Consider the following 20,582-nt stretch of genomic DNA (forward strand, 5'->3'; position numbering starts at 1 on the left):
AAAAATGTCTCTGGCAACGCTCGCCCACCGCCACCCGCGCATCGTGGACTGGGGCATCCACATCGACCGCACGCCGGCCGCAGGCTGGCTCGGGCTGCAGCTCGTCGCGCTGATGCCGACCTGGGCCTGGATGGCACAGCGCATGCGCGACGGCTCCGACGATCCCATGGGGCTGCTGGCGCTGGTCGCGCTCGCCGCCCTGGCCTGGAGCCGCCGGCGCGAACTGCGCGCCTCGCCGCGCCTGGGCTGGCTCGCGCTGGCGGGCGCGGGCACCGTGCTCGCGACGCTGCTGCGCACCGGGCTCGGCTTCATGCCCGCGCTGCCGCCGCTCGCGGCGGGGCTGGTGGCCGTGCTGTCGCTGGCGTGCGGGCTGCTCGCTTTCCTGCCGCGCCGCGTGGCTGCGCTGCCGGTGGCTGGCCTGTCGGTGCTCGCGCTGCCGCTGCTGTCGTCGCTGCAGTTCTATGCCGGCTATCCGCTGCGCGTGGTGACGGCCGAGGCCAGCCGCTGGCTGCTTGCGCCCGCTTTCGAGGTGGCGCGTGAAGGAGCGAGCCTGGTGGTCGACGGCCGGCTCGTGGTCGTCGATGCGCCCTGCTCCGGCGTGCAGATGGTGTGGCTCGGCTACTTCACGGCCTGCGCGGTCGCGCTGTGGGCGTCGCGCAGCGACCGGGCCTTCCTGCGCCGGCTGCCGATGGTCAGCCTCCTCGTGTTGGCCGGGAACATCGTGCGCAACAGCGTGCTGATCGCCTTGGAAGGCGCGGGCCATCCGCTCGCACCCTGGGCGCACAACACGCTGGGCCTGCTGGTGCTGGCCGTGGTGTGCGGCGCCATCGCCCGCCTCATGGTGCCGGCACGACCCGTGCCCGAACCGGCCGAACTGCCCATCCCGGGCCTGATCACCACCCAGGGAGGCCGCCATGTCGACACCGTTCTTTGAGCGCTGGTTTGCGAACCATTTCATCAATCGCATCGGCCACAAGGCCGCCTTCGCGCTGGCAATGCTGCTGTGCGTGCTGTGGTCGGCCGCCGCGGCGGTGCGTACGCCGGCCGAACCGGTCGCCGCCGCCGTGCCGCGTGAATGGCCGAGTGAATGGGACGGCGCTCCGTTGCGCCCGCTGGCCCTGAGCGACGTGGAACAGCGTTTCGCCGACCGCTTCCCCGGCGCCATCGGCCGCATGACCGACGGCACGCAGACGCTGGTGATGCGCGAGGTGACGCAGCCCACGCGCATGCTGCATCCGGCAGCGGACTGCTACCGCGCGCTGGGCTATCGCATCGAACAGGCGCGCCTGGAACGCGATGCGCAGGAACGGTTGTGGCGCTGTTTTGTTGCGCAACGGCACGGAGCGCAAAAAATCCGCGTTTGCGAGCGCATCGTCGATGCCCGGGGCACCGCTTTCACAGACACTTCAAGCTGGTACTGGGCAGCGGCCAGCGGCCAATCCCATGGGCCGTGGCAAGCTGTCACCGTGGCGAGACCGATCTGAGAACGTGCCTGTGAAGAAGACCCTGCGATTCGTGCTTTTCGGCCTGCTGGCCCTGGTCATTACGGCCTGCGTGGCTATCTTCCTGATAGCCAAGCTGGCGCTCGCGCCGGCCGCCGGCGAATGGAGCACCACGGTGAAGGCGGGGCCGCTGAGTTTCGAGATCGGCGTTCCGACGGCCGTGCGCGTGGCCACCTCGCCGTGGTTCGCGCCGCATCTCGACGGGCGTTCGCTGGACACCCGCTTCGGCACCGTGCGCTTCGCCTGGAAGCCGGCCGGCGAGCTGCTGGAGATGCAATGCGCGCCTTGCAGCGCCGACGTGCCGGCGCTCGGCACCCAGCCGATCAGGATCGAGCGCCTGCTCGCCACCGTGAAGCGCGACGGCAACACGCTGAATGGCACCTTCGAAGCCACGCCCCAGAGCACCGACACCACCCGGCTGCAGGGCCATTGGGACGGCAAGGTCACGCTGAAGAACCTGCAGCTCAACGCCAGCGTGCAGGATGCGCCCATCGAGCGCTGGTACGCGGTACTGGTGCCCCAGCTGCCCGAGCTGCAGCGCGCGCGCATCGGCGGCACGCTCGCGCTGCGAGGCCAGCTCGTACTGCCCGAGGCCACCTTCGCCGTGCAGCCCGTCATCAGCCAGTTCACCGTCGAAGGGCTGGGCACCGAGGCTATGCTCAACGCGCGCACCAGCTGCGGACCGTCGGCCAGGCTTGCCAACGACAGCTGGCTGGCGCGTGCCGTCATCGCCGCCGAAGACCAGCGCTTCTTCACCCACAACGGCTACGACCTGACCGAGATCCTCGCGTCGATCGACAACAACCAGAAGCCCGGCCAGATCCGGCGCGGCGGCAGCACGATCACGCAGCAGCTGGCCAAGCTGCTGGTGACGGGCAGCGACCGCACCGCCGAGCGCAAGCTGCGCGAGCTGCTCTACGCGGTCGAGATGGAGCAGACGCTGGGCAAGGCCCGCATCCTGCAGCTGTACCTGGACAACGCGCCGTGGGGCGGCAACGCCTGCGGCGCCGAGGCCGCGGCGCGCCGCTACTTCAAGCGCAGCGCGCGCACGCTCGAGCCGGCACAGGCAGTGTGGCTCGCCGCCATGCTGCACAAGCCGCAGGCCGTGCTCGAACAATGGCGGCAGGATGGCCACGTCGACGCCGACCGCATCAAGTGGATTGCCGAGGGTGTCCGCGGGATCAGCCGGAACCAGCGCGAAGCGCTGCTCAAGGGCGTGGCCGCAGCGAAGTTCACGGCGCCGGAGGCCACGAAACAATGAACACCACACCCCTGGGCATCCCGGATATCGAAGCCATCGAGCGCGCCACCATCGCGGCGGTGTCGCCCGACCTGACCGAGGAGCTCGACGGCTGGCTGCTGCCCTTTGCCGGCGGCACCGTGAAACGCGCCAGGTCGGCCGTGCCGCTGCACCGCAGCGAGGTCGACCACGGCACGCTCGACCGCATCGAGGACCGCTACGACAGCCGCCAGGTCACGCCCGCGCTGCGGCTGGCCGAAGCACCGTGCTTCGAGGGCCTGCGCGCCGAGCTGGAGCGGCGCCACTACATCGACGACAGCCCGACCTGCGTGCAGGTCGGCTCGGCGCAGCGCATGCGGCAGGTGGTCGCAGGCGGCGCGCTGGCCGACGTCGATCACGCGCCCGACGCCGCCTGGTCGGCGCTGTTCCTCGGCGAGGGCTTCGATCCGGTGGACGGGGCCCATCGCGTGCGGATGCTGTCGCGGGCCAAAGGCTCGCTCTATGCGAGCGTGCGCGAAGGCGGCCGCACGGTGGCGGCGGGGGCGATGGCGTTCGGGCACGGCTGGGCCAGCGTGCACGGCATGCGCACCGAGCGGGCGCAGCGGGGGCGGGGCCTGGCGGCACGCGTGCTGGCCGGGCTGGCGCAGGCCGCGTCGGCACGTGGCTTCGAGCGGGTGTTCCTGCAGGTCGATGCGCAAAACCATGCGGCGCTGTCGCTGTATCGCCGCGCCGGCTTCGAAACGCAGTGGAAATACTGCTACTGGCAGCGCCAGCAGTGGCCGTGACATGTCAAGCCGCCCGCTGACAGGCCGCGGGTGGCGCGGTGGGCGCGTTAGTGCCACCATGGACGGATGACGAACGCCAACCACCACGCCAACCATCCCACCGATCCCGTCGCCACGCCGCGCGGCATCGACCACATCGTGGCCGGTGTTTCCACCAGCGACGGCGACGGCGTCAAGCTCACCCGCGTGCTTCAGCAGCCGCTGCAGAAGCGGCTCGACCCTTATCTGATGCTCGATGCCTTCGGCAGCGACAACCCGGGCGACTACATCGGCGGCTTTCCCAACCATCCGCACCGCGGATTCGAGACCGTCACGTACATGATCGCCGGCCGCATGCGCCACCGCGACAGCGCCGGCCACGAAGGCCTGCTGGAGAACGGCGGCGTGCAGTGGATGACCGCCGGCCGCGGCCTCGTGCACAGCGAACTGCCCGAGCAGGAAGAAGGCCTGATGGAAGGCTTTCAGCTGTGGCTCAACCTGCCGGCCAGGGACAAGATGCGCGAGCCCTGGTATCGCGACATCCAGAGCGAGGAGATCCCGGAATTCACCACCACCGGCGGCGCGCACGTGCGCGTGATCGCGGGCGCCAGCCACGGCATCGAGGGTGCGGTGCGGCGCGAGCACACCGAGCCGCTGTACCTCGACGTCACGCTGCCGCCGGGCGCGGAGTTCGCGCAACCGCTGCCGTACGACCACAACGCGCTGGTCTACGTGTTCCGCGAATCGCTGTGGATCGCGGGCAGCGAAGTCCCGACGCGGCGCATGGCGATCCTGGCCAACGACGCGGGCAGCGACGGCGTGGTGCTGCGTGCCGGCGCGACCAACCACAGCCCCGCGCGTGCGCTGCTCATTGCCGGCAAGCCGCTGCACGAGCCCATCGCGCAGTACGGCCCTTTCGTGATGAACACGCAGGAGCAGGTCCAGCAGGCGGTGCACGACTTCCAGAACGGCAAGCTGGGCTGAACCTGTAGTCGCCCGCCTACCGAAAGTCGGCATCGGGCAGGGTTCCGGCCACCGCATGGGCCCCCTAGATTGCGCTCATGCCCACCACGATCCGGAAAGGACAGGCGCCGGCCACGCTGCAACGCGCCCAGTTCCACGAACGCTTCATGCAGCCCTTCCAGGACCCGGCCTTCCAGGCCGAGGCCGAGTCGCTGCGGCGCATCGAACTCATCGCCTGGGAAGCTTATGAGCAAGGCCGCAAGGCGCCCGTCACCCGCAGGGCGGGGCCCGGCTATGCGGACCCGGACTACGAACTGTCCGTCGACTGGCTCGAAGCCAAGGCCCGCATCGACGCGGCGCAGCTGGCCTGGGGCCTGCCGCAGACGCCTTCGCGCGTGCTGCTGGTGAACGGGTCGCCGCGCAACGACGGCACCTGCCCCGGCGAAGTCTCCAAGACATGGCGGCTGGCCGAACTGGCGCGCGAGGTGCTCGACGGCAGCGGCATCGAGACCGACCTGCTCGACCTGAGCCTGCTCGCTTCCGAGTACGGCCGGCAGATCCACCCCTGCAAGGGCTGCGTCTCAACCGCCATGCCGCTGTGCCACTGGCCCTGCAGCTGCTATCCCAACCATTCGCTGCGCCAGACCGGCGACTGGATGAACGAGATCTACGAACGCTGGGTGTCCGCGCATGGCGTGATCCTGCTCACGCCCACGCACTGGTACCAGGCGGCGAGTCCGCTGAAGCTCATGATCGACCGCCTCGTGTGCGCCGACGGCGGCAACCCGGACCCCACCAGCACGCATGGCAAGAATCCCGAGGAAGCCAAGGCGCTCGAACTCGAAGGCTGGGGCTATCCCAAGCACCTCGACGGCCGCGTCTACGGCGTGGTGGTGCACGGCGACGTGGCAGGCGTGGAAAGCGTGCGCCGAAGCCTCGTCGACTGGCTCGACTGGATGGGGCTGGTCGACGCCGGCACGCAGGCGCTGCTCGATCGCTACATCGGCTACTACGAACCCTACGCCACCAGCCACGACGCGCTCGATGCCGATGCCGACGTGCAGGAAGAAGTGCGCAACGTGGCGCGCGCCGTCGCCCGGGCGGTCGGCGACCTGCGCGCCGGCAGGCTGCAGGTGCCAGACCGCGGGCTGAAGCGGCCCCGGCCCAAGTAAAAAGTCACGCCAACAGGCCGCTTTCGCGCTCGCTGTACATCATTCTTTACGCAAGCTCACGCCGGCCTAACGGAGGCGATACAGAGCGCTTCCACACTTCGTCTCACCTGCTGCCCATCGGTGGCGGGCTTCTTCGAAAGGAAGCACTTCTCATGATTTCTCTTCGCCAACGCATCGTCTGGGCCAGCCTGCTGGGTTCGGCCGCCCTCGCCTCTTCGGGCGCGTTCGCTCAAGCGCCGGCCGCCTCCACCCCAGCCGCACCCGCCGCCGCGGTGGCCCAGGCCGACAACGCCGCGGTGCCCAAGGCGCAGCACAAGCGCATGGACCCCGCCCAGCGCATGGAGCGCATGCAGGAGCGCCGCACCAAGCGTCTTGCCGCCCTGAAGGACAAGCTCAAGCTCACCGCGGCCCAGGAAGGCGCATGGAGCACCTTCACCGCCGCGACGCAGCCGCCCGGCGGTCCGCGTCCGCACATGGACCGTGCCGAGTTCGCCAAGCTGACCACGCCGCAGCGCCTGGAGCGCATGGAGGCTCGCCGTGCCGAACGCAGCGCGATGTTCGCCAAGCGCGCCGAAGCCACGAAGACTTTCTACGCTGCGCTGACGCCCGAGCAGCAGAAGACCTTCGACGCCGAGACCGTGCACTTCGGCGGCCACCGGGGCGACCACGACGGCCATCGCGGCCATGAAGGCCAGCGCGGTGCGCCGGCACCTGCCAAGGGCTGATCCACACCCGCTGCGCCGGTGACGGCGCCATCGAATGAAAGCCCGCAACGCGAAAGCGCTGCGGGCTTTTTTCATCGACGGGCGGGTTTTACTGCGGCGTGCCCGTCTTGTCCGTCGGATTGGTCACCACGTCAGGGCGTTCGCCCTTCTGGCCGAACTGCGGCTTGACCTTGCGCCCCGTCTGGCTGACCTCCGCGCGGGACATCTCGCCGGTCGGCTGCGGCATGGCGTTGGGCTGGTGGTTGACGGTGGTGGACGCCTCGCCCTTGGGCACCACGCTGTTGGCATTGTTGCGGTTTTGCACACGGGCCTCGGCCTTCACCGCCTCGCGCGATATGGGCATCGAGGCATCGGGGCGCTGCGGCGGATTTGCGACGCCGGCAGGCGTCATGGTGCTGGCTTCGCCGCCCACCGACGGGTCGGGCTGGGCGGGAATGGACGTGGCCTGTGCCGACGCGATGCCGGCCATGCCCAGCAACGCGGCGAGAACCGTGGCGTGAAAAGTGATTTGCTTCATGGATGTGCTCCTTGTGGCTTTGTGTCGGTGTCGAGGATGAAACGCGGGCTGCTTTCCGAGCCCTCGAAAATCACCGTAGAAGCAGCGAAATTCCCACCGTGTGGGGGTGCGGCAGGCCTGCCTGTAGGAGCCGGCCGCCCACGCGTGAAAGGGGGCGGAAGGAGGTGGCGAGTTCCTACAGTCAGGAGGGGCGCGGCAACGTACAACTTGCACAACGATGTCCTCCTCTCCAATTCCAGACGCCGCGGCGTCCGCGCAGGCCGCGCCGACCTCGCTCAAGGTCATGACGGTGAACACCCACAAGGGCTTCACCGCGCTCAACCGCCGGTTCATCCTGCCGGAGCTGCGCGACGCCGTGCGCACCGTGGGCGCCGACGTGGTGTTCCTGCAGGAAGTGCTCGGCACCCATTCGCGCCATTCGCGCAGGGTAAGCAACTGGCCCGAAGCGCCGCACTACGAATTCCTGGCCGACACCATGTGGCCGCAGTTCGCCTACGGGCGCAATGCGGTGTATCCGAAAGGCCACCACGGCAATGCGCTGCTCTCGAAATTCCCGATCGTGCATTTCCGCAACCACGACGTGTCCGTGAGCGGTCCCGAGAAGCGCGGGCTGCTGCATTGCGTGCTGCGGCTGCCGGGCCGTGTCGTCGACGTGCACGCGGTCTGCGCCCACCTCGGGCTGGCCGAGGCGCACCGGCAGCAGCAGCTCGAGCTGCTCTGCCACATCGTGCGCGACGAGGTGCCGGCCGACGCGCCGCTGATCGTGGCGGGCGACTTCAACGACTGGCGCGGCCGCGCGCACGAGATCCTGGAAAAAGGCGCCGCTCTGCGCGAAGTGTTCGTGCATGCCAACGGCCGCGCGGCCAGGACCTTTCCCGCCCGCTTCCCCGTGCTGCCGTTGGACCGCATCTACGTGCGCAATGCCGGCGTGCACGCGCCCGTGGTGCTGCCGCGCCGGCCGTGGTCGCACCTGTCGGACCACGCCCCGCTGGTGGCGGACATCGACCTGTGAGCGCAGTGCGCGCGCGAGCCATGAGCAGCAGGAACAACAACAACCACTGGACCGGCGGCAACCGCATCGAGTTGCTGGAGAACGGCGAGCAGTTCTTCCCGCGCGTGTTCGACGCCATCCGCAAGGCACGGCGCGAGGTGATCGCCGAGACCTTCATCCTGTTCGAGGACAAGGTCGGCCTGCAGCTGCACGCCGCCATGCGCGAGGCGGCGCAGCGTGGCGTGAAGATCGACCTGATGATCGACGGCTTCGGTTCGCCGGATCTCTCGCGCGAGTTCATCGAGGGCCTGACATCGGCCGGCGTGAAGGTGCGGGTGTTCGATCCGGGTCAGCGCTTCATGGGCCAGCGGCTGAACGTGTTCCGCCGCATGCACCGCAAGATCGTGGTGGTCGACGGCGAGCGCGCCTTCGTCGGCGGCATCAACTATTCGGCGGACCACCTGCTCGATTTCGGACCCAAGGCCAAGCAGGACTATGCGGTGGAACTCGCGGGCCCGATCGTGGGGGAGATCCACCAGTTCGTGCTGCGCGCCATCGCGCTCGGCGGCAAGGGCGCGAGCTGGTTCCGCCGCCGGCTGAAGCTGGCGCCGCCCGTGAACCAGGTCCGCGCCGGCGAGGCCGATGCGATGTTCGTCACGCGCGACAACCGGCGCCACACCAACGACATCGAGCGGCAGTACCGTGCGGCCATCCGCGCGGCGCGCAAGCGCATCGTGATCGCCAATGCGTATTTCTTTCCGGGCTACCTGCTCATCAAGGAATTGCGGCGCGCGGCGCGGCGCGGCGTGGACGTGCGGCTCGTCCTGCAGGGCGAGCCCGACATGCCGATCGTCAAGACTGCCGCGAGCATGCTCTACCACCACCTGCTGCATGCCGGCGTGCGCATCTACGAATACTGCGACCGTCCGCTGCATGGCAAGGTCGCGCTCATGGACGACAGGTGGAGCACCGTGGGGTCGAGCAACCTCGACCCGCTGAGCCTGTCGCTGAACCTCGAGGCCAACGTGATCGTGCGCGACGCGGCCTTCAACCAGGTGCTGTGGGAGCGCATGGACCGGCTGATGCAGCACAGCTGCAAACAGGTGGAGGCGGCCGATCTCGCCAGCGAATGGAGCGGCTGGCGGCTGGTGCGCAGCTTCTTCGTCTTCCACATCCTGCGCTGGTACCCGGCCCTGCTGGGCCGCCTGCCGCGACACGCGCCGCGCCTGACGCCGGCCGAGGCCACCGACCTCGCGAGCCGGCGCGGCAGCGGCCGCAGCGACCCGGCCGGCGGCGCCACCCGGACGGAGGCCGCCTGAGCGGGAGCGCCGCATCGAATCGATGACCACCATGGCCCTCTCCCACCACGGCTGGTGGCCCTGGATTCGCCGCGCGGCGACGTGGGGCTTCTTCGCGCTGATCGCGTGGCTGCTCGTGCGGCAGGCGCGCACCATCCACTGGGACGAGGTGTTCGACGCGATCCGCTTGCTGCCTGCCGCCGTGCTGCTTGCGGCCGGCGCGCTGGCGGCCTGCAGCTTCGCGCTCTACAGCACCTACGACCTGCTGGGCCGGCACCTGACGCGGCATCGGCTCGGCACGGGCACGGTGATGGGCGTGACTTTCATCAGCTACGCCTTCAACCTCAACCTCGGGTCGCTGGTGGGCGGCGTGGCCTTCCGCTACCGGCTCTATTCGCGCCTGGGCCTCGCGAACGAGACCATCACTCGCGTGCTCGGCTTCAGCATGCTGACCAACTGGCTCGGCTACCTCGTGGTGGCCGGTGCAGCATTCCTTTTCTGGCCGATGAGGCTGCCGCCCGGCTGGAAATTCGACCACGAGGACCTGCGCATGCTCGGCGCGGTGCTGCTGATGGTGGCCCTGGCCTACCTGGTGCTGTGCGCAGCGGCGAAGGGGCGCGTCTGGCGCGTGCGCGGCCATGCGTTCAGGACGCCGGGGCTGGCGATGGCGCTGCTGCAGCTCGCCATGTCATGCACCAACTGGTCGCTGATCGGCGGCGTGATCTGGTTCCTGCTGCAGGGTCAGGTCGGCTATCCGCAGGTGCTCGCGGTGCTGCTGGTGGCGGCGGTGGCCGGCGTCGTCACGCACGTGCCGGCGGGGCTCGGCGTGCTCGAGGCGGTGTTCGTGGCGCTGCTGTCGCACGAGGTGCCGGAAGCCCAGCTGCTCGGCGCGCTGCTGGCCTATCGCGGCCTGTACTACCTGCTGCCGCTGATGGTGGCCGCGCTGGGCTATCTGGTGACGGAGGCGAGAGCGAAGCGGCTGGGGATGGCGGGGCGCTAGAAGCGATAGGCGTAGCGCAGCCGGACGAAGGTCTCGCCCGGGTTCGGCTTCTTGATGCCGCCATTCGAGAAGTGCTGCACGCGCAGCGACAGTTCATGCGCGCCGTGCTCGCCGAAGCTGCGTCCGATGCCCAGCACCTCAGTGAACTGGAAGGCGGTGCTGAAGCTGCGGTCGGGCGTCCTGTAGACGTGATCCATCACGCTGCCGCCGACGCCACCTTCGGCAAACCAGGGCGAGTCGCCATGGTCGAAGCGGTAGCGCCAGGTGTAGATGGCGCCGATCTGCGTGTAGTTGCGCGGGCCGTTGCCGAGGGCCGGCGCATGCCAGTTGCTCAGGTACACATCCCAGTAGCCCGAGAGTGCGCCTTCGCGCACCGGCTGGCGCGGTGACCATGGGAAGGTCATGCCTACCGTGGCCGAATCGGCGCTGCCCATTTGCCCGTGCGGGGCGCGGCCTCCCTCGACGTACATGCCCGTTGCGCTGTCTTCGAATGCATGGGCCGCCGCGCCCGGAAGAGCCGAAAGGGCCGTGAACAGGGCGGCCCGGAGGGGTGTGGCGACGCGAAATCTCATGATGCGGCCCGTAATGAGTGACATGAAACAGGAAGACATCATCAATCTCAACCCTGTTCAGCATTCGCTCGGCACGTAATTTCCACATCGGGAAGTAGGACCCGATCAATAAAAATGCAGTGCCGGATTTGTTGCACTGCAGCATTTTCGGGCCGGCGAAGCCTATAGTGGTCCGACCTCCTCCAGCGCACTGCCCTCATGCCCTCCTTCACCTCCGCCGCCCGCCTGGCCAATCCGCTCATGCAGTGGTTCGACCTGGCCTTCAAGACCCATGAGATGCTGCTGTCGTCCGGCTCCGTGATCCGCATGCGCACCGAGCGCATCGCCAAGGCCGGGCTCACGCCCAGTGCGGCCGACCTCGCGGAATTCCAGCTCATGGGGCAGGAAAAGCTGGCGGCTGCGAGCGAGGCTGGCATCGCGATGGCGAAGCAGTGGCACAGCAGCCATTTCTCGCTCGCCAGCCGGGTGCTGCAGCAATGGGTCCAGGGCACGACGGCCTTCTTCTTGCTGGCGGGCAGCGTCACGCCGGCCCAGGCGGCCGCGCATGGCGATGCGTTCGTGCAATCGGCCGCAGGCACGGTCGATGCCGCGAGCCAGCTGCCGGCAATCGCGGCGCGCATCGCACGCGAGGGCCTGGAGCCGATCCACGCGGCGGCGACCTCCAACGCACGCCGGCTGGCCGAACTCGAATCCTGAGCAGGCTCTTCAGGACTTCGCCGGCACCAACGTCAGCAGTGTGATTTCGGAAGGCGCGCCAAAGCGCTTCGGCGGGCCCCAGTAGCCGGTGCCCCGGCTCACGTACACCCACATGTCCTGCAGGCGGTGCAGGCCGGCCGTGAAAGGCTGCTGCATCGGCACGAACAGGTTCCAGGGAAAGAACTGGCCGCCGTGCGTGTGGCCAGACAGCTGCAGCTGGTAGCCGGCCGCCGCAGCCAGCGGCGCGCTGCGCGGCTGGTGCGCAAGCAGCACGCGCGTGTGCACCAGCGGCGGCGCATCGTGCAGCGCCAGGTGCGGATCGCTGGCGTGCGCCGCGTCGAAGTGCCCGGCAGTGAAGTCGGTCACGCCGGCGAGTACGAGCGCGCTTTCGAAGAGCTCTTCATCGGTCTGCGCGCCGCGCACGTTGCGCGTCTGCAGCACCACGTGCTCGTTGAGCAGCACCTTCAGGCCCAGCCGGCGCAGCTCGTCGATCCAGGCATGCGCGCCCGCGTAGTACTCGTGGTTGCCCGTGACCACGAAGGTGCCGTGGCGCGCACGCAGACCGGCCAGCGGCGCGATGTGCTCGCGCAGTTCCGGCACGGTGCCGTCGACCAGGTCGCCGGTGATCGCGATGGCGTCCGCGCCCAGGCGATTCACCGCATCGACGATGCGCTGGATGTACGCGTTCCGGATCGTCGGACCCACGTGGATGTCGCTGAGCTGCGCGATCGTGAAGCCTTCGAGTGCCTGCGGCAGGCCGCGGATGGGCACGTCCACCCGCTTCACGCCGGCCGTGCGGCGCGCATTGAGGAAACCGATCGCCGACGTGGCCGTGGCCATCGCCAGCACGGCCAGCGCGCTCCATGGCTGCAGCACATTCCACTGCACCGGCACACCGCCCAACGCGCTTGCGAGCCAGGCGAGCAGCAGGCCAGCGTCGCGCAGCAGCGTGAGCACGAACATCGACGAGAACCAGCCCATGCCGATCAGGCCGATCCACTTGAGCACATCGCCCGTGGCGGCGTCGCGCCCGATGCGGCGCGACACGAAAGGCAGCGGAATCGTGACCGCCGACACCGCGAGCGCGAACAGCGCCAGCGGCCACGCGGGCGTGAGCACGGCCAGCGCGGGCAGCAGGCGCAGCGCGATATAGACGTGCAACAGCGCGGTCAGGGCGCTCAGGGGACGGATCGGCATCGGGGCAATGAAATCGGGCACTGCCCGGGACACCTCATCTGCAAGGCGCATGCCGCGCATTCAAGGCGCCGGGAAGTGCGGCGATAGCTATTTTTTCTATAGCGCAATGCGCCCGGATAGCAGGCTTCAAGGCTCTGCCGGACCCACAAGAACGGTACCGGTCCGCCGCGGTGCCGGCGCCCACTTTCGCCGCGTTACTGCACCGTGCGCGTGCCGGCCGAAGCCATGTCGGTGCCTGCCGGCCAGATGAAGCTCGCCTTGGCCGGCGCGCCCTGCAGCACGTGCAGCTGTTGCTTCAGCACCTGGCTGCCGATGCGGGCCTCGACCTCATAGGTGCCCGGATCGAGGCGCGCCACCATGAACGGGCCGCCCGACACCACGTTGTCGAGCAGTGCGGTGCCGCTGCTGTCGCGCACCGTCACGTGCACGTTGGCCGCGAAGTCGGCGCCCTTGCTGTCCTTGACCGCGAATTCGAAGGTGGCGGGCCAGCGCGGCGACACCGTCTCCATCAGCTGGGCCTCGTCGCTGCCTATGCCGCCGCTCATGTATTCGACACCGTGCGCCATGTAGATCGGCGGGTTCACCGCCGCCTGGGCGGGCGAAAGCGCGCCGAGCACAACGGCGGCGCAGAACAGAGCCGCCGCCAGCGGCCGCATCGCGCGCGATGATGGAAAACGGGTGCTCATGGTCGGAATCCTTTCCTTGTCGTCGTGGCGAGAAGCCACGACGTCACTGTGCGGTTCGCGGCTTAGGAAAGGCTGACCGGAAAAAAGCTCAGCGGGCGGTGGACGTCTGCGCCAGCGCCTGTGGCAACGAAGGCGCGACCGAGGCCATGTCGAAATTCGAGGGCCACACGAACGACGCACGCGCCGGCATGCCGGCAATCACCACCAGCGACTGCGTCAGCGTGAGGCCGCCGAGTGTCACGTTCACGTCATAGGCGCCCGGATTGAGGCGCGCCAGCATGTAGGGGCCTTGCGACTGCACGTCCATCACAACCTGGCCGGTGTATTTCTGGCGTACTTCAATGAGGGCCTTGGCGGGAAAGCCGGGCACCCCTGCCCCCTTGCCGTCGCTGACGCCGAAATCGATGGTCGCGGCCCAGCGCGGCGACACCATTTCCATGAACGCGGCTTCGTCCTTGGCGGTGCCGCCGCACATGTATTCGATGCCCTGCGCCACCTGGATGGGCGGGTTCGAGAACGCGTGGGCTGAAGTCACGGCCCCGAGGAATGCTGCTGTACCGCCCAATACCAGCGCGGCCAGGGGCCGGCGGAGACGCGTAGGGTTCATTGCTGTGTGGTCCTCGATCTTGCGTGACGTGAAATCCGTCGGGGATTTTGCTTAGCAAGAGTCGGGCTAGATATAGCGTTTACGAGGAACGATCTTCGGATTGGAGGTGAATGCTATTGTTTTCATAGCTGATGACGGCCTTGTGACGTGCATTGCCGGTGCTTTTACTGACAAGCCTGAGGGAAACCCTGATGTGCCTCGGTCTGCGGCGTTTTCGGGACGGATTCCGCCGGCGGGCATGGCGCGCGCCTACAGCCGCACATGGCGGCGCGGGTTAAGAACGGCTGAACGCAAACAAGGAGCTTCGGCCATGACATTCCAATCGACCATCGACGACTTCAGGAAAGTGGATGCCGCGCGCGCCGACTATCCCGGTGAGCATCTCGCTGTGCTGGGCGCCGGCGTTTTGCTGCTGCTGGCGGCGGGCCGCAGCCGCTCGTTGCTGGCGCGCATCGCCGTCGGTGCGGCCGGCGGTGCGCTGATCGGGCGCGCGGCGAGCGGCACCGGAGGGATCGCCCGGTTGGCGGGCGCATTGCAGGCCGGGGGCTGGCCATGGCTGCGGCGCTGAGAGGACGGCCTGGCCGGTCCTTTGGGCCTTGGGGGCCGCCGCAGTATTGGGCACCGTGCCTCGGGGTGGCACTCGTGGCGATGTTCCTGTTCTATGCGACCCTCCAGGGGCTGGTACGGGAAAGCGCGGCACGCGCGCCGGTTCAGGCGAGCGTCCCGGCTGCGTTCGTCCAGCCGCCCGTGACGAGCGATCGCGAGGAAGCTGCGCGGCCTGTGAGGCCGGCCGCCCTCCCCGTCGCGTCTCTCGTTCCGCTGGAGGGTGCCCCTGTCGGGCCTCCCAGCGTGGCAACGCCCACCGTCAAGGTGACCAAGTGCATCGGCCCATCGGGCGAAGCCGAATACTCCGACGGCCCGTGCTCGAACGGCGGGCTCGCCACAACCTTGCGCCTGCAATGAGAAACGCCCGGGTGACCGGGCGTTTTCAGGCTCTTCAGCGGTGCGGCACGGGACCGCGGATGTGGGTGACGACCATCATCACACGTCGATATTCGCCGCCCGCAGCGCGTTCTGCTCGATGAACTCCCGGCGCGGCTCCACCTCATCGCCCATGAGCATGGTGAACACGCGGTCGGCTTCGATCGCGTCGTCGATCTGCACCCTGAGCAGGCGCCGCACGGTCGGGTCCATGGTGGTTTCCCACAGCTGCTCGGGGTTCATCTCGCCCAGGCCTTTGTAGCGCTGGCGCGAGGTGGCGCGCTCGGCTTCGCTGATCAGCCACTTCATGGCCTGGCGGAAGTCGTCGACTTTTTCTTCCTTGGCGCGTTCGCCTTCGCCGCGCTTGACCAGCGCGCCTTCGGGACTCAGCAGGCCGCGGAAGGTGTTGGCGGCTTCGGCGAGCGCTGCGTAGTCGGCGCCGTGGACGAAGTCCTGCGTGAGCACGCTGCTCTTGATGTTGCCGTGGTGGCGGCGGCTGATGCGCAGCAGCGGCTTGTCGGTGCGGGCGTCGAATTCGCTGCTCACCTCGGCCGGCACACCGGTCGTGTTGAGCTCGCGCAGCTTGGCCTGCAGCGCGACGGCCGAAGCCTCGGCGGCGGGCGTGGTGTCGAGGTCGAGCGCCACGCCGTCGGCAATCGCGCGCAGCGCCTCGGCGTCCATGAAGTTGCGCAGGCGCGCAATGACGGCCTCGGCCACCTGGTGCTTGCGCGCCAGCTCGGCCAGGGTATCGCCGGCGAGCGTGGTGGAGTTCGCGCCGCCGGTCTGCAGGCTCGCGTCCTTCAATGCCACCTTGAGCAGGAAGGCGTCCAGCGCGGGGCCGTCCTTCAGGTATTGCTCTTCCTTGCCGACTTTCACCTTGTACAGCGGTGGCTGCGCGATGTAGATGTGGCCGCGCTCCACCAGCTCCGGCATCTGCCGGTAGAAGAACGTGAGCAGCAGCGTGCGGATGTGGGCGCCGTCGACGTCGGCGTCGGTCATGATGATGATGCGGTGGTAGCGCAGCTTGGCGACGTTGAAGTCGTCCGCGCCGCCGCCCGCGGTGGTGGCGCCGGCGCGGCCGATGCCGGTGCCCAGCGCGGTGATCATCGTGAGAATTTCGTTGCTGGTCAGCAGCTTCTCGTAACGTGCCTTCTCGACGTTCAGGATCTTGCCGCGCAGCGGCAGGATGGCCTGGAACTTCCGGTCGCGGCCCTGCTTGGCGGAGCCGCCGGCGGAGTCACCCTCCACCAGGTAGACCTCGCACAGCGCCGGATCTTTTTCCTGGCAGTCGGCCAGCTTGCCGGGCAGGCCCATGCCGTCGAGCACGCCTTTGCGGCGCGTCATTTCGCGGGCCTTGCGGGCCGCTTCGCGGGCGCGGGCAGCCTCGACGATCTTGCCGCAGATGATCTTGGCGTCGTTCGGGCGTTCCTGCAGGTAATCGGTCAGCAGCTTGCCGACGATGTCTTCCACCGGCGCGCGCACTTCGCTGGACACCAGCTTGTCCTTGGTCTGGCTGGAGAACTTGGGCTCGGGCACCTTCACGCTCAGCACGCAGCACAGGCCTTCGCGCATGTCGTCGCCGGTGACTTCGACCTTCGCCTTCTTCGCGAACTCGTTCTCTTCGATGTACTTGTTGATGACGCGGGTCATCGCGGCGCGCAGGCCGGTCAGGTGGGTGCCGCCGTCACGCTGCGGGATGTTGTTGGTGAAGCAGAGAACCTGCTCGTTGTAGCCGCTGTTCCACTGCATCGCCACCTCGACGCCGATGTGCGTGCCGGGGATGCCGCCGTAGGTGTCGGCCGGGCGCTCGCCCTCGGCGTAGAACGAGTTCGGGTGCAGGACGGTCTTGCCCTTGTTGATGAACTCCACGAAGCCGCGCACGCCGCCGGCGCCGGAGAAGTCGTCTTCCTTGCCGGTGCGCTCGTCCTTCAGGCGGATGCGCACGCCGTTGTTCAGGAAGCTCAGTTCGCGCAGGCGCTTGCTGAGGATCTCGTAGTGGAAGTCCGAGTTCTCCTTGAAGATCTGGGTGTCGGGCAGAAAATGCACCTCGGTGCCGCGCTTGTCGGTGTCGCCGATGATCTTCATGGGCGAGACTTCGACGCCGTTCACCGTTTCGAGCAGGCGGTCCTGCACGAAGCCGCGGCTGAATTCGAGCTCGTGGATCTTGCCTTCGCGGCGCACCACGAGGCGCAGCATCACGCTCAGCGCGTTCACGCAGCTCACGCCCACGCCGTGCAGGCCGCCCGACACCTTGTAGCTGTTCTGGTTGAACTTGCCGCCGGCGTGCAGTTCGGTCAGCGCGATCTCGGCGGCCGAGCGCTTGGGCTCGTGCTTGTCGTCCATCTTCACGCCGGTCGGGATGCCGCGGCCGTTGTCGGTGACGGAGATCGAGTTGTCGGAGTGGATGGTCACGACGATGTCGTCGCAATGGCCGGCCAGCGCCTCGTCGATGGAGTTGTCCACGACTTCGAACACCAGGTGGTGCAGCCCGGTGCCGTCGGAGGTGTCGCCGATGTACATGCCGGGGCGCTTGCGCACGGCCTCGAGGCCTTCGAGGATCGTGATCGAGCCTTCGCCATAGCTGGTGTCGGCGGCTATGGCCTCGGGCGGCACGACCTGAACTTCAGGCGTGTAGACCGGCTCGGTGTGCGGCACTTCGGGCTTGTTTTCTTCAGCACTCATTCGGATATTCCTCTGTCTCTCACGGCATTCACGTGATTTTTCGGGCTCTCAAAAGCTCAATTCGCCGCCTCTTGAAAGCGCAAACCCGCGGAGGGCCGCGGGCTGTGTGCGCAAGGCGCTTCGGGGTCTGTCTGCTAGATACGCATCGGCATCACGACGTACTTGAAGGATGCGTTCTCGGGGATGGTCAGTAACGCCGAGCTGTTGGAGTCGGCAAGCTCCAGCTTGACCATGTCCTGGTCCATGTTCGACAGCGCGTCGATCAGGTAGGTGACGTTGAAGCCGATCTCGATGGCGTCGCCGCCGTAGTCGATGTCGAGTTCGTCCTGCGCTTCTTCCTGCTCGGCGTTGTTCGACGCGATGCGCAGCGTGCCCGGCTCGATGTTCAGGCGCACGCCCTTGAACTTCTCGCTCGTCAGGATGGCGGTGCGCTGCAGGCTGGCCAGCAGCGGCGCGCGGCCCAGCGTGACGCTGTTCTTGTGGTTCTTCGGGATCACGCGGTTGTAGTCGGGGAACTTGCCCTCGACCAGCTTGGTGACGAACTCCATGCCGCCAAAGCTGAACTTGGCCTGGTTGTTCGCGAACTGCATCTCGATGGCGCCTTCGGCGTCCGACAGCAGGCGCTGCATTTCGATCACGGTCTTGCGCGGAAGAATGACTTCCTGGCGCGGCACCTCGACGTCGAGCATGGCGGAGGAAAACGCCAGGCGGTGGCCATCGGTGGCGACCAGGCTCAACTGCTTGCCTTCGGCCACGAACAGGATGCCGTTCAGGTAGTAGCGGATGTCGTGTACGGCCATCGCGAACGAAACCTGCGAGAGCAGGTCCTTCAGCGTCTTCTGCGGCACGCTGAACACAGGGCCGAAATTGGCGGCTTCCTGCACCAGCGGGAAGTCTTCGGCGGGCAGCGACTGCAGCGTGAAGCGGCTCTTGCCGCCCTTGAGCACCAGCTTGCTCGCGCTCGACTCGAGGCTCACGGTCTGGTCGGCCGGCATGGTGCGCAGGATGTCGATCAGCTTGCGCGCGCCGATGGTGGTTGTGAAGCTGCCTTCGTCGCCGCCGAGCTCGGCGGTGGTGCGGATCTGGATTTCGAGGTCGCTGGTGGTCAGCTGCAGCTGGCCGCCGGTCTTGCGGATCAGCACGTTCGCCAGGATCGGCAAGGTGTGACGCCGCTCCACGATGCCCGCCACCGACTGCAGCGCGGCGAGGACTTTGTCTTGGTTTGCCTTCAAAACGATCATGTCTTCTTCCTCTTCTCTATCTCTTTGAATCAGCTTGTAAGGGCGCCATTCTCCGCTGTCGCGAGGGGCTTTCTTGATGACATTCGACGGTCAGCCCTTGAGCGTCTGCTCGAGCACGTGAAGCTGCTGGTTGAGTTCGGTGAGCTGCTGGCGCTCGCCCGAGATCTTGCGCACCGCGTGCAGCACCGTCGTGTGGTCACGCCCGCCGAACAGCTCGCCGATTTCGGGCAGGCTTTTCTGCGTGAGCTCCTTGGCCAGGTACATCGCGATCTGCCGCGGCCGCGCAATGCTGGCCGGACGCTTCTTGCTGTACATGTCGGCGACCTTGATCTTGTAGTAGTCGGCCACCGTCTTCTGGATATTCTCGACCGAGATCTGACGGTTCTGGATCGACAGCAGGTCGCGCAGCGCCTCGCGCGCCAGGGCGATCGAGATCTCCTTCTGGTTGAAGCGCGAGTAAGCCAGGATCTTGCGCAGCGCGCCTTCGAGTTCACGCACGTTGGAGCGCACGTTCTTGGCGACGAAGAAGGCCACTTCTTCCGGCATTTCGGCCGATTCGGCGCGCGCCTTGTTGATCAGGATGGCCACGCGCATCTCGAGCTCGGGCGGCTCGATGGCCACCGTGAGGCCCGAATCGAAGCGCGACACCAGGCGTTCGTGGATGTCGGCCAGGCCCTTCGGGTAGGTGTCGCTGGTCATCACGATGTGCGACTTCTTGGCGAGCAGGGCCTCGAACGCATTGAAGAATTCTTCCTGCGTCCGGTCCTTGTTGGCGAAGAACTGCACATCGTCGATCAGCAGCAGATCGAGCGAGTGATAGCGCTCCTTGAACTCATCGAAAGTCTTGCGCTGATAGGCTTTGACCACATCCGAGACGAACTGCTCGGCATGGATGTAGAGAACTTTGGAATCCGCCTTGTCGGCCAGCAGCCGGTTACCCACAGCGTGCATCAGGTGGGTCTTGCCCAGGCCGACGCCGCCGTAGATGAAAAGCGGGTTGTAAAGATGGCCCGGCATGCCGGCCACGTGCATGGCCGCGGCGCGCGCCATGCGGTTGGCCGTGCCCTCGACCAGGGTGTCGAAGGTGAGACCGGAATTCAGCCTGTTCTTGAAGCCCGCGGCGGCCGGCTCCTCGCCCGGGCCGGCCACGTCGCGCGGCACGTCGGTTTCGGCCATGACGGCCACAGGTGCAGGGCGTACGGCCGCTTCGCGAGGAGCAAGCGCTAACTCAATGGCGACCGGCTGGCCGTACATCTTCTCGGCCATGGCGGCGATCTTGCCGGCGTACTGAGCCCGGATCCAGTCGAGCTTGAAGCGGTTGGCGACGAACACCGTCATGCGCGAGAGGTCGTCGGCGACCTGCGCAGTCAGGGGCTTGATCCAGGTGTTGAATTGCTGCTCTGACAGCTCCTGCGCGAGTTGGTCGACGCAGGCCTGCCAGAGGCTTTCGCCGATGCCGTCAGTCGACATGGGCGCTTGAAAAAGTGATGAGACCCTCGGGCATTTTTTGGTATAGGTATTGTGGATATTCTCTGCTGGAAGGCGCCCGGCATTCTAACTTGTCAAAACCTTATCCACACGCCGCCGGGCCGATCGAAAGGCCCGCAAATCCACTCGAAGATTGTTCCGGCGGCCAATGTTTGCGATAATTGCGGGTTTCCCTGAAAACCTCTTGCGTCTTTCGGGGACCATCCGAAACACGCTCCCCCGGCGGCCCGCAGGTACTTCATGCTTTTTGTGCGAAGAAC

The 20,582-nt window shown here is 67.4% G+C and carries 20 protein-coding genes; 12 read left to right on the forward strand and 8 right to left on the reverse strand.

Annotation, left to right across the window (positions count from 1 at the left end):
* Nucleotides 1-4 precede the first annotated feature (4 nt).
* The 7 genes from xrtQ (at nt 5) to ACCD11_RS09325 (ending at nt 6,366) form a co-directional block, all read left to right on the forward strand.
* Nucleotides 5-934: an exosortase Q gene (gene xrtQ, locus ACCD11_RS09295; protein ID WP_413313636.1), complete on the forward strand. Its 930-nt coding sequence runs from the start codon at nt 5-7 to the stop codon at nt 932-934.
* On the forward strand, nt 915-1,484 hold the full coding sequence (locus tag ACCD11_RS09300; RefSeq protein ID WP_413313637.1) for a hypothetical protein: 570 nt from the start codon (nt 915-917) through the stop codon (nt 1,482-1,484). Before xrtQ ends, ACCD11_RS09300 begins: the two co-directional genes overlap by 20 nt.
* Before the next feature lie 10 nt (nt 1,485-1,494).
* Nucleotides 1,495-2,763 (forward strand): biosynthetic peptidoglycan transglycosylase, encoded by a 1,269-nt coding sequence (locus ACCD11_RS09305; RefSeq protein WP_413313638.1) that lies wholly within the window; start codon nt 1,495-1,497, stop codon nt 2,761-2,763.
* Nucleotides 2,760-3,527, forward strand: a complete 768-nt coding sequence (locus tag ACCD11_RS09310) for a GNAT family N-acetyltransferase (RefSeq protein ID WP_413313639.1) — start codon at nt 2,760-2,762, stop codon at nt 3,525-3,527. The genes ACCD11_RS09305 and ACCD11_RS09310 overlap by 4 nt, the downstream gene beginning before the upstream one ends.
* Before the next feature lie 66 nt (nt 3,528-3,593).
* Complete coding sequence (locus ACCD11_RS09315) at nt 3,594-4,490, forward strand: pirin family protein (RefSeq protein WP_413313640.1); 897 nt, start codon at nt 3,594-3,596, stop codon at nt 4,488-4,490.
* Between the two features lie 77 nt (nt 4,491-4,567).
* Nucleotides 4,568-5,641 carry a flavodoxin family protein gene (locus tag ACCD11_RS09320; protein ID WP_413313641.1) on the forward strand — a complete coding sequence of 358 codons (1,074 nt, stop codon included), beginning with the start codon at nt 4,568-4,570 and terminating at the stop codon, nt 5,639-5,641.
* Between the two features lie 152 nt (nt 5,642-5,793).
* On the forward strand, nt 5,794-6,366 hold the full coding sequence (locus tag ACCD11_RS09325) for a Spy/CpxP family protein refolding chaperone (protein ID WP_413313642.1): 573 nt from the start codon (nt 5,794-5,796) through the stop codon (nt 6,364-6,366).
* A gap of 88 nt (nt 6,367-6,454) precedes the next feature.
* Here ACCD11_RS09325 and ACCD11_RS09330 read toward each other — a convergent pair whose 3' ends face one another.
* On the reverse strand, nt 6,455-6,883 hold the full coding sequence (locus tag ACCD11_RS09330; RefSeq protein WP_007834801.1) for a hypothetical protein: 429 nt from the start codon (nt 6,881-6,883) through the stop codon (nt 6,455-6,457).
* Between the two features lie 217 nt (nt 6,884-7,100).
* Here ACCD11_RS09330 and ACCD11_RS09335 point away from each other — a divergent pair, with 217 nt between their 5' ends.
* From ACCD11_RS09335 to ACCD11_RS09345, 3 genes are read left to right on the forward strand one after another with little or no spacing between them, the layout of a single operon-like run.
* The gene (locus ACCD11_RS09335) at nt 7,101-7,895 is read left to right on the forward strand and encodes an endonuclease/exonuclease/phosphatase family protein (protein WP_413313643.1); all 795 of its coding nucleotides are present in this window, start codon (nt 7,101-7,103) and stop codon (nt 7,893-7,895) included.
* Nucleotides 7,896-7,915: 20 nt separating this feature from the next.
* Nucleotides 7,916-9,193: a cardiolipin synthase ClsB gene (gene clsB, locus ACCD11_RS09340; RefSeq protein ID WP_413313689.1), complete on the forward strand. Its 1,278-nt coding sequence runs from the start codon at nt 7,916-7,918 to the stop codon at nt 9,191-9,193.
* A 22-nt stretch (nt 9,194-9,215) separates the two neighbouring features.
* Nucleotides 9,216-10,172 carry a lysylphosphatidylglycerol synthase domain-containing protein gene (locus tag ACCD11_RS09345; RefSeq protein ID WP_413313644.1) on the forward strand — a complete coding sequence of 319 codons (957 nt, stop codon included), beginning with the start codon at nt 9,216-9,218 and terminating at the stop codon, nt 10,170-10,172.
* Here the strand turns inward: ACCD11_RS09345 and ACCD11_RS09350 are convergent.
* Nucleotides 10,169-10,744, reverse strand: a complete 576-nt coding sequence (locus ACCD11_RS09350) for an acyloxyacyl hydrolase (protein ID WP_413313645.1) — start codon at nt 10,742-10,744, stop codon at nt 10,169-10,171. The two genes, ACCD11_RS09345 and ACCD11_RS09350, sit on opposite strands and share 4 nt — an antisense overlap.
* A 198-nt stretch (nt 10,745-10,942) precedes the next feature.
* Here ACCD11_RS09350 and ACCD11_RS09355 point away from each other — a divergent pair, with 198 nt between their 5' ends.
* Nucleotides 10,943-11,440: a polyhydroxyalkanoate granule-associated phasin gene (locus ACCD11_RS09355; RefSeq protein ID WP_413313646.1), complete on the forward strand. Its 498-nt coding sequence runs from the start codon at nt 10,943-10,945 to the stop codon at nt 11,438-11,440.
* A 9-nt stretch (nt 11,441-11,449) separates the two neighbouring features.
* Here ACCD11_RS09355 and ACCD11_RS09360 read toward each other — a convergent pair whose 3' ends face one another.
* The 3 genes from ACCD11_RS09360 to ACCD11_RS09370 form a co-directional block, all read right to left on the reverse strand.
* Nucleotides 11,450-12,697, reverse strand: a complete 1,248-nt coding sequence (locus ACCD11_RS09360; RefSeq protein WP_413313647.1) for a metallophosphoesterase — start codon at nt 12,695-12,697, stop codon at nt 11,450-11,452.
* A 134-nt stretch (nt 12,698-12,831) separates the two neighbouring features.
* A complete protein-coding gene (locus tag ACCD11_RS09365) occupies nt 12,832-13,323 on the reverse strand; it encodes a hypothetical protein (RefSeq protein ID WP_413313648.1) in 492 nt (163 codons plus the stop codon).
* Between the two features lie 88 nt (nt 13,324-13,411).
* On the reverse strand, nt 13,412-13,930 hold the full coding sequence (locus ACCD11_RS09370; RefSeq protein WP_413313649.1) for a hypothetical protein: 519 nt from the start codon (nt 13,928-13,930) through the stop codon (nt 13,412-13,414).
* A 310-nt stretch (nt 13,931-14,240) separates the two neighbouring features.
* Here ACCD11_RS09370 and ACCD11_RS09375 point away from each other — a divergent pair, with 310 nt between their 5' ends.
* Nucleotides 14,241-14,498: a hypothetical protein gene (locus ACCD11_RS09375; protein ID WP_007834816.1), complete on the forward strand. Its 258-nt coding sequence runs from the start codon at nt 14,241-14,243 to the stop codon at nt 14,496-14,498.
* Nucleotides 14,499-14,971: 473 nt separating this feature from the next.
* Here the strand turns inward: ACCD11_RS09375 and gyrB are convergent, their stop codons facing one another.
* The 3 genes from gyrB to dnaA form a co-directional block, all read right to left on the reverse strand.
* On the reverse strand, nt 14,972-17,593 hold the full coding sequence (gyrB, locus tag ACCD11_RS09380) for a DNA topoisomerase (ATP-hydrolyzing) subunit B (RefSeq protein ID WP_007834820.1): 2,622 nt from the start codon (nt 17,591-17,593) through the stop codon (nt 14,972-14,974).
* A 134-nt stretch (nt 17,594-17,727) separates the two neighbouring features.
* Nucleotides 17,728-18,834: a DNA polymerase III subunit beta gene (dnaN, locus tag ACCD11_RS09385; protein ID WP_007834821.1), complete on the reverse strand. Its 1,107-nt coding sequence runs from the start codon at nt 18,832-18,834 to the stop codon at nt 17,728-17,730.
* Between the two features lie 90 nt (nt 18,835-18,924).
* A complete protein-coding gene (gene dnaA, locus ACCD11_RS09390) occupies nt 18,925-20,304 on the reverse strand; it encodes a chromosomal replication initiator protein DnaA (RefSeq protein ID WP_007834823.1) in 1,380 nt (459 codons plus the stop codon).
* Nucleotides 20,305-20,582 lie beyond the last annotated feature (278 nt).

Source organism: Variovorax sp. Varisp36 (genome assembly GCF_047304235.1).
Lineage (GTDB): Bacteria > Pseudomonadota > Gammaproteobacteria > Burkholderiales > Burkholderiaceae_C > Variovorax.

Excerpts from the sequence above, each read along its gene's own strand:
- xrtQ (WP_413313636.1), top strand. The coding sequence starts at position 5 with ATGTCTCTGGCAACGCTCGCCCACCGCCACCCGCGCATCGTGGACTGG.
- ACCD11_RS09300 (WP_413313637.1), top strand. The coding sequence starts at position 915 with ATGTCGACACCGTTCTTTGAGCGCTGGTTTGCGAACCATTTCATCAAT.
- ACCD11_RS09310 (WP_413313639.1), top strand. The coding sequence starts at position 2,760 with ATGAACACCACACCCCTGGGCATCCCGGATATCGAAGCCATCGAGCGC.
- ACCD11_RS09315 (WP_413313640.1), top strand. The coding sequence starts at position 3,594 with ATGACGAACGCCAACCACCACGCCAACCATCCCACCGATCCCGTCGCC.
- ACCD11_RS09320 (WP_413313641.1), top strand. The coding sequence starts at position 4,568 with ATGCCCACCACGATCCGGAAAGGACAGGCGCCGGCCACGCTGCAACGC.
- ACCD11_RS09325 (WP_413313642.1), top strand. The coding sequence starts at position 5,794 with ATGATTTCTCTTCGCCAACGCATCGTCTGGGCCAGCCTGCTGGGTTCG.
- ACCD11_RS09330 (WP_007834801.1), bottom strand. The coding sequence starts at position 6,883 with ATGAAGCAAATCACTTTTCACGCCACGGTTCTCGCCGCGTTGCTGGGC.
- ACCD11_RS09335 (WP_413313643.1), top strand. The coding sequence starts at position 7,101 with ATGTCCTCCTCTCCAATTCCAGACGCCGCGGCGTCCGCGCAGGCCGCG.
- clsB (WP_413313689.1), top strand. The coding sequence starts at position 7,916 with ATGAGCAGCAGGAACAACAACAACCACTGGACCGGCGGCAACCGCATC.
- ACCD11_RS09345 (WP_413313644.1), top strand. The coding sequence starts at position 9,216 with ATGACCACCATGGCCCTCTCCCACCACGGCTGGTGGCCCTGGATTCGC.
- ACCD11_RS09350 (WP_413313645.1), bottom strand. The coding sequence starts at position 10,744 with ATGAGATTTCGCGTCGCCACACCCCTCCGGGCCGCCCTGTTCACGGCC.
- ACCD11_RS09355 (WP_413313646.1), top strand. The coding sequence starts at position 10,943 with ATGCCCTCCTTCACCTCCGCCGCCCGCCTGGCCAATCCGCTCATGCAG.
- ACCD11_RS09360 (WP_413313647.1), bottom strand. The coding sequence starts at position 12,697 with ATGCGCGGCATGCGCCTTGCAGATGAGGTGTCCCGGGCAGTGCCCGAT.
- ACCD11_RS09365 (WP_413313648.1), bottom strand. The coding sequence starts at position 13,323 with ATGAGCACCCGTTTTCCATCATCGCGCGCGATGCGGCCGCTGGCGGCG.
- ACCD11_RS09370 (WP_413313649.1), bottom strand. The coding sequence starts at position 13,930 with ATGAACCCTACGCGTCTCCGCCGGCCCCTGGCCGCGCTGGTATTGGGC.
- ACCD11_RS09375 (WP_007834816.1), top strand. The coding sequence starts at position 14,241 with ATGACATTCCAATCGACCATCGACGACTTCAGGAAAGTGGATGCCGCG.
- gyrB (WP_007834820.1), bottom strand. The coding sequence starts at position 17,593 with ATGAGTGCTGAAGAAAACAAGCCCGAAGTGCCGCACACCGAGCCGGTC.
- dnaN (WP_007834821.1), bottom strand. The coding sequence starts at position 18,834 with ATGATCGTTTTGAAGGCAAACCAAGACAAAGTCCTCGCCGCGCTGCAG.
- dnaA (WP_007834823.1), bottom strand. The coding sequence starts at position 20,304 with ATGTCGACTGACGGCATCGGCGAAAGCCTCTGGCAGGCCTGCGTCGAC.